Raw genomic sequence first — 13,255 nt, 5'->3', positions numbered from 1 at the left:
CGCCGCCCGCCCCTCGGGGCCCGGGCGGCGGCCGAGCCGTGTCGGAGCTCGTCTCAGCCCACGTCGAAGACGTTGGGCAGCCCGAGCCGGTGGCGGAACCGGTCGTCGCGCTTGAGCGGCTCCAGCTCCGGGGCGCTGTAGAGCGGGGTCACCGAGCAGCGCGGGGCGCTCGAACCGGCCCGGTCCAGCAGCGCGTTGGCGGCGAGGCGGCCCGAGGTGTTGGCGCCCTCCATCGTCGCCAGGTCGATGGGGACGGCCACGTAGTCGCCCGCCAGATAGAAGCCGGGGATCCGGGTGGCCGCCGAGGGGCGGTTGTGGAACGTGCCGACCGGGTGGATCAGCAGCTCGTCCTCGTTCCTCGGCTCGGGGGTGCCGATACCGGAGACGCCCGGGTCCAGGAACCACGAGTGCAGCTTCCCGTCGCTCAGCACGGTCCTGCCGGTGTCGTTGACCGAGGCCTTCAGCTGCGCCCAGACCTCGCGCGCGACCTCCTCGCGGGTGCACTGCTTGGCGGTCCTGCCGTACAGCATCCCGGGCTTGTCCCACTCGGAGATGTCCACCGAGAGGCAGTCCGCCACCGTCCCGTCGCCGAAGTCGGCGCGGAAGTCGTGGTGCGGCCAGTGCTCGGCCTGGGCGATGGCGGTGAGCGACCAGGGGGAGTCGATGCAGTCGAAGTGGCCGTGCACCCCGTCGGGCCGCTCGGTCAGATAGAACTGGATGCCCGTCATCCAGTCCGTGCGCAGCTTGTCGCAGCGGGCCAGCTGCGGGTCGGCCGCGCGCATCGCGGCGCTCCAGGTGCGCCGGGCGTGCTCCACGGGCAGCGCGCAGACGTAGTGGTCGGCGCTCACCGTGCGGTGCGCCCCGCCCGGGTCCTCGACCACCGCCCCCGTCACCTTCGAGCCGTCGTACGCGAACTCCCGCAACGTCCAGCCCACCTGGAACCGCACGCCGAGGGTGCGCAGATGCGCGACCCAGGGGTCGATCCAGGCCTCGTTGGTGGGCGCGTCGAGGATGCGGTCCAGGGGGCCGTCCGCGCCCCGGCCGAGCGCGTTGAAGACGAACGCCTCCAGGAGCGAGCCCACCGTGCGGGTGCTGGCCTCCTCGGCCTTGGTGGCGACGATGTTGCGGGTGACGCCGACGGCGAGGATGCGCTGGTACTCGTGGCTCATCCGGCCCGCCCTGGTGAAGGTCCACCACGGCGTGGCCTCCCACTGGGTGTTGCGGCGCTCGTCGCAGCTGGTCAGGAAGGTGAGGAGCCGGTCCGCGAAGTACGCGATCTCGCGGGCGGGCAGCCGCTGGAAGGTGCCGAGCACCCCGGTGAGGGCGCGCCGCAGCGCGTCGGGGGTGAGCTGCTGCGGGGTGCCGGACCAGGGCAGCGGCAGCCGCAGGTCCTCGTAGCCGGTCCGGGCGAACATCATCTCTTTCGGCGCGACCAGGTTGTCCCAGACGCCGTGCGCGTTGCCCGCGAAGGGGATGCGCCGCATCGTGTCGGGCAGGTTGTGGTAGATCCCGGGGATGAACCGGAAGCCGTGCTCGGCCGGGAGCGGTCCGCGCCCGCCCCGGGCGCTGTCCGGGACGTCCATGCTGCGCGCCTTGCCGCCGAGCGCCCGGCGCTCGTAGAGCGTGACCTGGAAACCGCGTTCGGCCAGCTCGTGGGCGGCGGTCAGACCGGCCACGCCGCCGCCGAACACCGCCACCGACCGCCCGGCCGCCGCCGCGGACCCCGCACGGCCCGCGGCCGCCGCGGGGGCGGCCGTGTCGAGCCCCAGGGCGGTCGCCGCGCCCGCCACCGCCGTCCCCGCGACGAATGTGCGCCTCGTACTGCCCGAACGCTCCATGATGCCCCCTATTACCGGTGGTAACGGTCACGTCGGCGCAGGAGCATACGGCCGCGGCGGTCAGCCCGGAAGAGACAATCGAGCCCGGTGTTCCCCGGGCGTACGGCAGTTGCCGCCGTCCCGCCCGTCCCGCCCGGGCCGCGCGGCCGTACGGGAGCGGCCCCGAGCGGATGTGGTCAGATAGGGGCATGGCTCGTCGCACCCCCCGCCCCGCCCGCCCCAAGCCCCCCGTGGACTGCCCCTGCGGGCTCCCCGCGCCGTACGTCGAGTGCTGCGGGCGCTACCACGCCGGGCAGGCCGCGCCCACCGCCGAGGCCCTGATGCGCTCCCGCTTCAGCGCCTTCGCGGTCCAGGACGAGCCGTACCTCCTGCGCACCTGGCACCCCGACCACCGCCCCGCCGCCGTCGACTTCGACCCCGGGATGCGCTGGACCCGCCTGGAGATCCTGGACACCAAGGACGGCACCGCCTTCCACACCACCGGCGAGGTCGCTTTCCGCGCCCACTACACCGAGGGCGGCGGCGAGGGCTCGCTGCACGAACGGAGCCGATTCGTCCGGTACGAGGGTGCCTGGGTGTATCTGGACGCGGTGTTCACGAGCTGAACCGGATCGCGGCTTTCGGCGTCTTTTCCCGTGAACGGCCGCGATGGCCGGGATCAGGGGGAGAACATGTCCGACATCGCCGGGGACGAACTCGTCCCGTACACCGATCGCCTGCCCGTCCCGAAGGTGCTGCGCCCCGCCCGGGGCGAGGTGCGCCGGGAGACCGAGATCGCCGTGCGCCCCACCTGGGTGCGCCTGCACAGCCAGCTGCCGCCCACCCTGATGTGGGGGTACGACGGCACCGTGCCCGGCCCCACCATCGAGGTGCGGCGCGGGGAGCGCGTACGGATCGCCTGGACCAACCGGGTGCCGCGCGGCAGCACGTACCCGGTCACCGCCGTCGAGGTGCCGCCGCGCCCGCAGGGCACCCCGCCCGCCACCACCGAGCCGGGCCGCGGGGACGCCGAGCCCAGCGCGGACGTGGCGGCGCTGCCCGCCTGGACCGTGACGCATCTGCACGGCGCCCAGACCGGCGGCGGCAACGACGGCTGGGCCGACAACGCGGTGGGCGAGGGCGACGCCCAGCTCGCCGAGTACCCCAACGACCACCAGGCCGTGCAGTGGTGGTACCACGACCACGCCATGAACATCACCCGGTTCAACGTCTACGCCGGGCTCGTCGGCACGTATCTGGTGCGCGACGAGGAGGAGGACGCGCTGCGGCTGCCGCACGGCAAGCGGGAGATCCCGCTGATCCTCGCCGACCGCAACCTCGACACCGACGAGGACGGCCGCCTCGACGGGCGGCTGCTGCACAAGACGATCGTCGTCGACCCGAAGAACGCCGAGACGGGACGGCCGGTCACGGCCCCCTTCACCGGCCCCTTCACCACGGTCAACGGCGTCATCTGGCCGCACCTGGACACCGACGCCGCCTGGTACCGCTTCCGGCTCGTCAACGCCTCCAACGCCCGCATCTACGACCTGGTGCTCCTGGACGAGGACGACAACCCCGTGCCGGGGGTGCTCCACCAGATCGGCAGCGACGGCGGACTGCTGCCCGCCCCGGTGGCGGTCGGCTTCGACGCGGCGCTGCCCGCGCTGACCGTGGCGCCCGCCGAGCGCATGGACCTGCTCGTCGACTTCCGGGAGCTGGCGGGCCGCCGGCTGCGCCTGGTCAACAAGGGCGCGGGCAAGCCCGCCGGGGTGCCCGACCCGGTGAACAACGTCCGCTACCCCCACGTCATGGAGTTCCGGGTCCGCGAGTGCCGCGAGCGCGACGGCTTCGTGCTGCCGCAGGTGCTCTCCGGCTCCTTCCGGCGGTACGAGCACGGGCAGCTGCACCACGGCCACCGCCTGGTCGTGCTCACCCCGCCCGGCACCGTCGGGGGCGGTGGCCACCCGGAGATCTGGGAGATGGCGGAGGTCACCGACGCGCCCGACGAGCCGGTGGACGGCGTGATAAGGCTGCGGGGCGCCGACGGCACGGTGAAGACCTACCGGCGCATCGCCCGGACCTTCAACGACGGCCTCGGGTTCACCCTCGCCGAGGGCGCCTTCGAACAGTGGAGCTTCCTCAACCTCGGCGGCCCCGTCCACCCGATGCACATCCATCTGGCCGACTTCCAGCTGATGGGCCGTGACGCTTACACCGTGGCCGGGTTCGACCAGAAGCTCGGCGGCACCCGGACGCCGGTGGCCTACGACGCGGGGCGCCCGATCCCGCTCGCACCCAACGAGCGCGGCTTCAAGGACGTCTTCCGGGTCCCGGCGGGGCAGCTGGTGCGGGTGCTCGGCCGCTTCGACGGGGCGTACGGGCGGTTCATGTACCACTGCCATCTGCTGGAGCACGAGGACATGGGCATGATGCGGCCGTTCGTGGTGGCGCCCGCCGAGGCGCTCAAGTTCGACCACGCGGGCGGACACGGCGGCCACGACGGCCATGGAGGGCATACGGGCTGAGGCACGGAAGTTCCTCCATCTCGGGGCGCGGGGCGGGGCGGGGGCGGGGGCGAACCGGGGTGCGGCCGTCAGGGCCCGGCCGCCGCACCCACCGTCTCGCGCTCGGCCGGGGGGAGGCCGCCCGCCAGGTCCTCGGCGAGCAGCCGCTTGGCGATGGTGTCGGCGGCGGCCCGCAGCTCCGCGCTGCGCGGGCGGCCCCGGTCCCGCTCCAACCGCTCGTTGAGCCACTCCGACCAGGACGCACTGATCGCGTCGACCTCGCGCCGGCCCGCCCCCGTGAGCGAGAAGTAGGAGCCCTCGCGGGTCAGGAACCCCTCCTCGACCATCCGCTGGAAGACCGGCACCAGCACTTCCGGCGGCAGCCGGCGGCGGCCCGCGATCAGGCCGAGGCGCGCGTGCCCGACCATCCTGGTGAAGAGCTCCACCTGCATCACCGCCCAGGCGCCCGCGATGTCGAGCCGCGAGTCGGAGCGGGCCACGATGTGGCGGGCGGTGTCGGGGCCCGCGCTGCGGACGATCCTGCCGACGGACAGCTCCAGCAGCTTCTGCGAGTCCCCGGTGGACGGCTGCGCGAAGCCCTCGCCCATGTCGGTGGAGGAGGAGCGGGCGGAGTCGCGCAGCTCGACCTGCTTGAGGAAGAGCGCCACGAGGAAGCCGGCGGCCGCCACCGGCACGGTCCACAGGAACACGGTGTGCAGGGAGTCCGCGTACGCCCGGACGATCGGCTCCGCCGCGGCCGGGGGCAGCGACTTCAGGCCCTCGGGGGACTGCGCGGCCCGGGCGAGCGCCACCGGGTCCGCCCCGCCCGCCCGCGCGGCGGCGGCGATCCCGTCCGCCAGGTTGGGCTTGAGGGTGTTGGCGTAGATGGTGCCGAAGACCGCCGTGCCGAAGGAGCTGCCCAGCGTACGGAAGAAGGTCACCCCGGAGGTGGCGGTGCCGAGGTCGGCGTAGTCGACGGTGTTCTGCACGGCGATGGTGAGGACCTGCATGCACAGGCCGATGCCGAGGCCGAGGACGAACATGTACAGCGACTCCAGCCAGGCGCCGCTGTCCGGCCCCATCAGCGAGAGCAGATAGAGCCCCACGCCCATCACCAGCGCGCCGACGATGGGGAAGATCCGGTACTGGCCGGTCCTGCTCACCACGTTGCCGCTGAACACCGAGGCGATCAGCAGGCCGATCACCATCGGCAGGGTGCGCACGCCCGAGACGGTGGCGGAGTCGCCGTCCACGTACTGGAGGTAGGTCGGCAGGAACGTCATCGCGCCCAGCATCGCGAAACCGACGATGAAGCTGAGGACCGAGCAGACCGTGAAGACGGGGTTGCAAAAGAGCCGCATCGGCAGCATCGGCTGGGCGGCCCGGGTCTCCGCCCAGCAGAACAGGGCCAGCGCGGCCACGCCGCCCGCGAAGAGACCGAGGACGGTCGGCGAGGACCAGGCGTACTCGTTGCCGCCCCAGCTCGTCGCCAGGATCAGGGCACTGGCCCCGGCCGCGACGAGCCCGATGCCCAGGTAGTCGATGACCGGCTTGGCCGCCGAGCGGACCGAGGGAATGGTGCGGGCGGCGGCGACGACCACAAGGACCGCGATGGGCACGTTCACGTAGAACGCCCAGCGCCAGGTCAGATGGTCGGTGAAGAGCCCGCCCAGCAGCGGCCCGACGACGGTGGAGACACCGAACACCGCGCCGATCGCGCCCTGGTACTTGCCGCGCTCGCGCAGCGGGATGACGTCCGCGATCAGCGCCATCGAGGTGACCATCAGACCGCCGGCGCCGATGCCCTGGAGCGCCCGCCAGGCGATGAGCAGCGACATGTTGGTCGCAAGGCCGCACAGGAACGAGCCGGTGATGAAGACGACCGCCGAGACCTGGAAGACCACCTTGCGGCCGAAGAGGTCGCCGAACTTGCCGACGAGCGCCGTCGCGACGGTCTCCGCGAGCAGATAGGAGGTGACCACCCAGGACATGTGCGCGGCGCCGCCGAGGTCGGAGACGATCGTCGGCAGCGCGGTGCCCACGATCGTCTGGTCGAGCGCGGCCAGCAGCATCCCCAGCATGATCGTGCCGAACACGATGTTCCGCCGGCGGGCGTCCAGCACGGGCGGCGCGGCGGCTGCCGGGGGCGCGGTGTCGCTGGCTGTGCTCACACCGGCACCCTCACACCGCCGCAGGTGGGACGCATGCGGTGCGGGCCGTGCGGGTGACCGGACACGGACTCAGCCGGGCAGGGCCGCGCCCGTTCCGTCCGGTGTCCCCACGGGCGCCGGCGCCGGTGCGCACCGCAGCCTCGGCAGCGCCGGGACCGCCGCCAGGAACACCAGGGTGGTCAGGACGAACGGCCAGGTCAGCGCCTGGCCGCCGGCCGGGGCGAGCAGCGCGCTCAGCGCGGGGCCCAGGACGGTCGCGACCGCCGCCCCCGCCACCGCGAAGCCCAGGCTGAACCGGTCGGGGGCGAGCAGCGCCCCGCACAGGGCCATCGCCACCAGCACCGCGTTGTACCCCGTCGTCCCGTCCGCGATCCGCTCCGCCGGGGCGCCCAGCGCCCACGCCGTGAGGATGCCGACGGCGCTGCCCGCACACGCCATCGTCCCCGCGAGCCGGTCGGCGAGGAAGATCCCGGCGAGGAAGATCAGCCCCACGTACCACTGGGGCACCAGGAAGACCTGGGCGACGTTGGCGAAGAAGCCTTGCGCCAGCTCGCGCACTCCCAGCGCGACCGGCTCCTCGGCGGCGCGGGCGAGCGCGCAAGCGCCGTCGCCGTGGTGCCCCACCCGGTAAAAGCCCGGCGCCGCGAGCGTCATGGCGCTCGCCGTCAGACAGAAGGGGAGCGTCAGCGGCGGCAGGCCCCAGGGGCGCAGCACGGTGGCGGTGGCCGCGGTGACGACGGTGACCACCGCGCAGCCGCCCGCCGCGAGCAGTGCGGTGGACAGGTGCCCCGGCCCCAGGCCGACCGCGCAGCAGACGGCGACCAGACAGGCGTTGACCCCTTCGAGTCCGGCGGCGATCCTCGTCCGCTCCACGCCCAGGAGATGGGCGGTGGCGGTGCCGACGGCGGTGCCGAGCAGTCCGTACAGACCGTAGTGCCGGCCCGCCACGAAGAGCCCGACGCAGAACACCGCCCCGGTCACCGCGCTCGGCACCAAGTCCACCTGCGCCTGCCCCCGCAGGACGTGAACGGCGAACCGCCGCCACCGCGCGGCACGCTCCTGCCCCACTCGTGTCCCTCCCGTCCAGGGGCCCCGGCGGCCCAGGGCACTGTACGGGGGGCGGGGCCGGCCGGGGCAAGGGGTGCGCCCTGGTCGGAACCTCCCATGATCGCCGGTCCCGCTCGGTCGATCCGGTGGGATTGATTTCTGGTTACGCGGGGGTAAGTTGGCGGGTCAGTCAGCTCTCGTACCACCGGTTGGTGCTCCGTACCACTCCGCCCCGAGCCGAGCAGAGGAGTCGACGCATGGGCGTACGGAAAGATCTGAGGAGGGCCGTCCGGCGCGGTGATCCCACCGGGTCGGCCCGGGTGGAAATCGTGCGCCAGGGCGGTGAGGTGCGCGAGGTGCGGGTTGCCCCGCTCGCCGCGCCCGGGACGGGCAGCGTCGCCGACATCCCGTTCGCCAACGCCGCCGAGGCGCCGGACGCGGTGGCGCTGCGCCGCAGGCGCGGCGGGCGCTGGCAGCCGGTCACGGCCGCCGCCTTCGCCCGGGAAGTGGCCGACACCGCCAAGGGTTTGATCGCCTCGGGCCTCGAACCCGGCGACCGCGTCGCGCTGATGTCGCGCACCCGCTACGAGTGGGCCGTCCTGGACTTCGCGATCTGGGCCGCGGGCGGGGTGAGCGTGCCGGTCTACGCCACCTCATCCACCGAGCAGGTCGACTGGATCCTCGCCGACTCGGGCGCCCGGACGCTCATCGCGGAGAGCGGGGCCGAGGTGCGGACGGCCGGAGCGGCCACCGAGGGCCGCCGGGTCCTCGTCATCGAGGACGGCGCCCTGGCCCAACTGGCCATAGCCGGGCGGGGGGTGAGCGACGAGGAGCTCGGCAAGCGCCGCGCCGCACTCGGGCCCGAGACCCTCGCGACCCTCTGCTACACCTCCGGCACCACCGGCAAGCCGAAGGGCTGTGTGCTCACCCACGGCAACCTCTACACCGAGGCCGCCAACACCGCCGAGCTCGCCCACCCCGTCTTCAAGACGGCCGACGGCTCGCCCGCCTCGACCCTGCTCTTCCTGCCGCTCGCCCACATCCTCGGCCGCAGCCTCCAGATCGGCTGCCTGCTCGCCCGTATCGAGATAGGCCACTGGCCGAGCGTGAAGCCGGACGAACTACGGCCGCAGCTCAGGGAGTTCGAGCCCACCTTCATCGTGGGCGTGCCCTACCTCTTCGAGAAGATCCACGACACCGGGCGGGCCACCGCCGAGCGCATGGGCCGCGCAGCGTCCTTCGACCGCGCCCACCGGACCGCCGTACGCTACGGCGAGGCCGCCCTCGACCGCCTCGTGGGCACGGGGAAGGGCCCCGGCCCAGGGCTCCGGCTCGCGCATGCCCTCTACGACCTGCTGGTCTACCGGCGCGTCCGCAAGGAGCTGGGCGGCCGGCTGCGGTACGCCATCAGCGGCGGTTCGCCCCTCGACCGAGAGCTGAGCCTCTTCTTCTACGCCGCGGGCATCCTCGTCTACGAGGGCTACGGCCTCACCGAGACCTCCGCCGCCGCCGTCATCACCCCACCGCTCGGCCCGCGCCCCGGCACGGTCGGCCTGCCCGTGCCCGGCACCGCGGTCCGGATCGCCGACGACGGAGAGGTCCTGGTCAAGGGGCCGATCGTGTTCGGCGGGTACTGGAAGGACGCGGCGGCCACCGACACCGTCCTGGACGACGGCTGGTTCGCGACCGGCGACCTCGGCCGGTTCGACGAGGACGGCTATCTCACCATCACCGGCCGTAAGAAGGACATCCTGGTCACCTCCGGCGGCAAGAACGTCTCGCCCAGCGTCCTGGAGGACCGCCTGCGCAGCCGCCCGCCGGTCGGCCAGTGCCTGGTCGTGGGCGACAACCGTGCCTACGTCGCCGCGCTGGTCACCCTCGACCCGCAGGCGCTGGAGCACTGGCTGGCGGTGCGCGGGCGGCCCGTGGACACCCCGGTCGCGGCCCTGGTGGACGACGAGGAGCTCGTCGCGGACGTGCAGAAGGCCGTGGACCACGCCAACGCGGCCGTCTCACGGGCCGAGTCGATCCGCCGGTTCCGACTGGTGGCGGGGGAGTTCACCGAGGAGAACGGGCTGCTGACCCCGTCCCTGAAGGTCAGGCGGCGGGCGGTGGCCGCCGTGTACGCGCGCGAGATCGAGGAGCTGTACGAGCGGAAGTGAGAGGGGGGCCCGGTAAGGGGTCGGCCCGCTCGCGCAGACGCATCGCGCGCAGCACGATCTCGGTGGCGAAGCGGCGCTCGGGGTCGGCCAGCCGGTCCCCGAAGGCCGCGTCGAGGTTGCGCATGCGGTAGCGGACGGTCTGCGGATGGATGTGCAGCACCTCGCCGATCTGGGCGGCGGTGCCCCGGGTGGCGAGCCACGCCCGCAGGGTCTCGGTCAGACGCTCGCGGCGGGTCTGCGTATGGCCCTGGAGCGGGGCCAGTTCACGGGACGCCAGCAGCTCCACGAGCGCCGGGTCCGACATCAGCAGCAGCGTGACCAGATGGTCCGCGCTGTGCACCACGGGCTCCTCGGTGATCACCCCGGACAGCGCGAGGCCGAGCGCCTGGCGGGCCCAGCGCAGCGAGTCGGCCGCCCCGGCCGGCGCCACCGTGGGCCCGGCCGCCGCACGCGCCCCGCCGAGCGCCTCGACGAGGGACGCCTGACGCTCCTCGTGCAGGGCGCCCGGCACCAGCAGATACGGCTGCGGGTCCCCGAGGTCCATGAGCACGTCGTCGTGCAGGGCGGTGCGGGCGGGGTGGGCCCCGGCGCTCAGCGCGACCAGGGTCAGCTCCTCCGGGAGCTGCCAGCCCGCCCGTTCGGCCAGCTCCACCAGGGTGGCCCGGGGGGTACCGCCGCCGGAGGCGATCAGCCGCAGGATCTTCCTGCGCAGCTCGTCCTGGTTGTCCCCGGCCGACGACCTGGCCTGGAGGTAGCCCTCGCCGGCCAGCGCCTCCAGCTGGTCCACGTACGCGAAGAGGGTGTCCGCGAAGGACAGCATGAAGACGGGGGAGAGGTTGTAGCGCTTGCCCAGCTTCTTGGTGTGGCGCAGCGCGACCCGCGCGCCGACCCGGAAGGTGCCGCGCAGGGTGTCCAGGCTGCCGCCCCGGGAGGCGGCGAACCGGCCGAACGTACGGATCATCTCGTCGCGCAGCGGCGACGGCACCGAGGGCCGTACCACCTGGTCCACGAAGATGGTCAGGCTCTGCTCGATCGCCGAGTGCACGAACCGGCCGTGCGGACCCGCGAAGACCTCCGCGAACTCCGGGTACGCGCGGACGACCTCGGTCTTGATCTCGTCGAGCAGCGGGGGGAGTTCGGGCCACATGATGGTGGCGAGCTCCCGGGGGATCGGACCCAGCTGCTCCGAGGAGGCCGATGCGTGGAGGGCGTTCGGCATGCGCTGTCCCTTTCACTGGCCGGGACGTACGGCTCGACGTTCGGCTCGGGTGGGCGACGCACCGTGGGCCTTCTGCGGGGCCGACGTCAACTCACAACATCTGCAACATAGACCAGCCCGCTCCCGAGGGCACCCGTGCGTACGGAGGAAATGTGTGCCCCGTGACGGGTTCTCGTTGCGGCCGGACACAAAGATGCTCGCCCCGGCGCGGAAGGGGCAATGGGATGGCCCGAACACGGCTGAAAACGTTGACCTGTGGACGAATTTCCGGGCGCGGCCGGACGAGGGGCAATAACGTGCGTGCGCGTGGCGGCCGGAAGACCGGGCGGCCGGATTCAGCCGTCGGGTATTGCACCGCCCGATTCCGCGCGCGTAGCGTCCTCGGTGCCCCGGGGCAGACGGCACTCGCCGCCCCTCACGGCGGGCCGCCGCCCGCTCCCCGGCGGCGCGGCCCACGCCCCCAGGGCTGCGGATCCCGGCGGGGCCCCGCGATCCGTCCCCCCCGGACCGCGGGGCCCCGCTCCTGCGTGCGCCCCGGTTCCGTACGCCTTCCGGTTCTGCGCGCGCCCCGGTTCTGTGCCGCCGTTGACAAGGCCGGCACCCGGAATTGTGGCGCCGGTGACAAATTGGCGCCGACGGGCGCGGAGATCGGAGATTCGCGCGGAAGCGGTATTGCGGCACGGGGTTACCCGTACGTAACGTCACGGCGACATCGGCCGTTCCCGGCGCCCGCAGACCCCCTATTCACAGGAGCCAAGCCATGGGCGGTGCATTCGACCGGCGTGGTGCCGTTATCGCCGCCGCGCTGGGCGTGACCGTGCTTCTCCTCGGCCTTGTTCCGGCATCGGGGACCATCGCGCGAAATCGGGAGACGGGTGTTCAGGCCCTTTACGACTGCGGGTCGGGCCCCGTCCGCCGGGCCGTCGCCGTGGGCTTCCTCGGCGTCTATCCGACGGACGGCCGCCCCGGGCAGCCGCTGCGGACCGAACGGTTCTCCGTACGCCCCGAGCTGACCTCGGAGGTCGCCGCCGCGCTCCTGCCCCCGGGCACCACGGCGGTCACCGGAACCGCCCGGCTGGCCGTGGAGGTCGCCCAGAACGGGGCGTCGGCCCGCGCCGACTGGGCGGGGCTCTCCGCCCCGCCTGCCTCCAAGGGCGAGGGGCTGCGGCCGGTGTTCACGGGCGAGGTACCGGCGATCACGGTGGGGAGGAGTGGTGAAGTGGTGTTGAGCGCGAGCGAGTTGACCCTGCTCCTCCAGGCAGCGCCCGCACCGGCCCCCCCTTCGGGGCCGCCCCCGGCCTCGCCTCCCGCCCCGCCGCCGGCCCCCGCCCCGGACCCCGTTCCCGCACCGGCCAGCGCTCCCGCACCGGCCCCCGCTCCCGCACCGGCCCCCGCCCTCTCCGCGTCGCCCGGCCCGGCGCAAACCCCCGCCTCCGCGGCGCCGTTGGAGCTGCGGTGCACCCCCGTGAGCCCGCCCGGCCCCCGGCTCGCCGCATGGACGGTGAGCGAGCCCACGGCCCCGGGCACCGCCACCGGCCCCACATCCGCCTCCACGACGCCTTCCCCCGCCCCCGGCGCCGGGGGCGGCGGGCCCGCGATCCAGGTCGGCCCCGCCCCGCTCGCCACCGCGCCCGTCTGCCCGGCCGACCCGCCCGCCGGGGAGCTCGACCCGAGCCGGCTGCCGAAGCCGCCGCCCGGCGCGGTCGAGGGCCGGCTGGGCGCCTCGCTCTGCGTGGTGGCCGTCGGCTACGCCACTGTCCACAAGCTGGGCAGCGCGATGGTCGTCAACGATCCGCACGGCAGCCCCGGTCCGATGCACCTCAACCTCGGCAAGCGCACGGTCAGCGCCCCGGACTACGACGAGTCGGACTCGGTGGGGCTCCTGCGCTTCCCCGACGCCTCTTCCACCTTCCTCACCTTCGGCTTCCAGCCCACCAGCGCGCTGGTCACCTTCGAGCCGGAGCCGGTGACCGTCGTCAACGTCCGGCGCGGCGAGACCTTCACCACCACCATCGCCTACCGGCAGCATCTGCGCGTCCACGACGTACGCCTCAACGGCGTACCGCTGGAGGTGGGGCCGCGCTGCCGCACCGTGCGGCCGTTCGACACCGTCCTGAGCGGCGCGTACAACTTCCTGACCGGCGGCATCCTCGACGGCCGGATCACCATCCCGCCCTTCGCCGGCTGCGGCAGCCGGGGCGAGGACCTGTCGCCGCTGTTCACCGCCGCCCTCTCCGGCCCGGGCAACGCCGTCCGCATCCGGCAGGGGCAGCTCGCGGGCGCCGGGAGCGCCCCGCCCGTCCCCGAACTGCCCCCGCGCTGAGGAGCCGCG

8 protein-coding genes are annotated in these 13,255 nt (G+C 73.7%); 4 read left to right on the top strand and 4 right to left on the bottom strand.

Annotated features, from left to right (window positions below; translation table 11 throughout):
* Positions 1–53 precede the first annotated feature (53 nt).
* A complete protein-coding gene (locus ACZ4MU_RS24435) occupies positions 54–1,838 on the bottom strand; it encodes a hydroxysqualene dehydroxylase (RefSeq protein WP_467880290.1) in 1,785 nt (594 codons plus the stop codon).
* Between the two features lie 188 nt (positions 1,839–2,026).
* On the opposite strand from ACZ4MU_RS24435, the gene ACZ4MU_RS24430 reads away from it, so the two are divergent.
* Both ACZ4MU_RS24430 and phsA read left to right on the top strand, forming a co-directional pair.
* On the top strand, positions 2,027–2,443 hold the full coding sequence (locus ACZ4MU_RS24430; protein WP_467880287.1) for a YchJ family protein: 417 nt from the start codon (positions 2,027–2,029) through the stop codon (positions 2,441–2,443).
* 66 nt (positions 2,444–2,509) lie between these two features.
* On the top strand, positions 2,510–4,345 hold the full coding sequence (gene phsA, locus ACZ4MU_RS24425) for an O-aminophenol oxidase PhsA (RefSeq protein ID WP_467880284.1): 1,836 nt from the start codon (positions 2,510–2,512) through the stop codon (positions 4,343–4,345).
* A gap of 68 nt (positions 4,346–4,413) precedes the next feature.
* Here phsA and ACZ4MU_RS24420 read toward each other — a convergent pair whose 3' ends face one another.
* A complete protein-coding gene (locus ACZ4MU_RS24420) occupies positions 4,414–6,495 on the bottom strand; it encodes a DHA2 family efflux MFS transporter permease subunit (RefSeq protein ID WP_467880281.1) in 2,082 nt (693 codons plus the stop codon).
* 69 nt (positions 6,496–6,564) lie between these two features.
* The gene (locus tag ACZ4MU_RS24415; protein ID WP_467880278.1) at positions 6,565–7,563 is read right to left on the bottom strand and encodes an urea transporter; all 999 of its coding nucleotides are present in this window, start codon (positions 7,561–7,563) and stop codon (positions 6,565–6,567) included.
* Between the two features lie 236 nt (positions 7,564–7,799).
* Between ACZ4MU_RS24415 and ACZ4MU_RS24410 the strand changes: the two genes are divergently transcribed.
* Positions 7,800–9,704, top strand: a complete 1,905-nt coding sequence (locus ACZ4MU_RS24410) for an AMP-dependent synthetase/ligase (RefSeq protein ID WP_467880275.1) — start codon at positions 7,800–7,802, stop codon at positions 9,702–9,704.
* On the opposite strand, the gene ACZ4MU_RS24405 is transcribed toward ACZ4MU_RS24410, so the two are convergent.
* On the bottom strand, positions 9,640–10,923 hold the full coding sequence (locus ACZ4MU_RS24405; RefSeq protein ID WP_467880272.1) for a PucR-like N-terminal domain-containing protein: 1,284 nt from the start codon (positions 10,921–10,923) through the stop codon (positions 9,640–9,642). The genes ACZ4MU_RS24410 and ACZ4MU_RS24405 overlap by 65 nt on opposite strands.
* A 760-nt stretch (positions 10,924–11,683) precedes the next feature.
* Between ACZ4MU_RS24405 and ACZ4MU_RS24400 the strand changes: the two genes are divergently transcribed.
* Positions 11,684–13,246: a hypothetical protein gene (locus ACZ4MU_RS24400; protein ID WP_467880269.1), complete on the top strand. Its 1,563-nt coding sequence runs from the start codon at positions 11,684–11,686 to the stop codon at positions 13,244–13,246.
* The last annotated feature ends 9 nt before the right edge of the window (positions 13,247–13,255 follow it).

The sequence above is a fragment of the Streptomyces sp. NPDC026377 genome, assembly GCF_055567715.1.
Note: the sequence above shows the minus strand (reverse complement) of the source record. Positions and strands in the feature narration are given on the sequence as shown.

What these genes read in the sequence shown, in the direction of transcription:
- phsA (WP_467880284.1), top strand. Translation starts at nt 2,510, where the DNA reads ATGTCCGACATCGCCGGGGACGAACTCGTCCCGTACACCGATCGCCTG.
- ACZ4MU_RS24405 (WP_467880272.1), bottom strand. Translation starts at nt 10,923, where the DNA reads ATGCCGAACGCCCTCCACGCATCGGCCTCCTCGGAGCAGCTGGGTCCG.
- ACZ4MU_RS24410 (WP_467880275.1), top strand. Translation starts at nt 7,800, where the DNA reads ATGGGCGTACGGAAAGATCTGAGGAGGGCCGTCCGGCGCGGTGATCCC.
- ACZ4MU_RS24430 (WP_467880287.1), top strand. Translation starts at nt 2,027, where the DNA reads ATGGCTCGTCGCACCCCCCGCCCCGCCCGCCCCAAGCCCCCCGTGGAC.
- ACZ4MU_RS24435 (WP_467880290.1), bottom strand. Translation starts at nt 1,838, where the DNA reads ATGGAGCGTTCGGGCAGTACGAGGCGCACATTCGTCGCGGGGACGGCG.
- ACZ4MU_RS24400 (WP_467880269.1), top strand. Translation starts at nt 11,684, where the DNA reads ATGGGCGGTGCATTCGACCGGCGTGGTGCCGTTATCGCCGCCGCGCTG.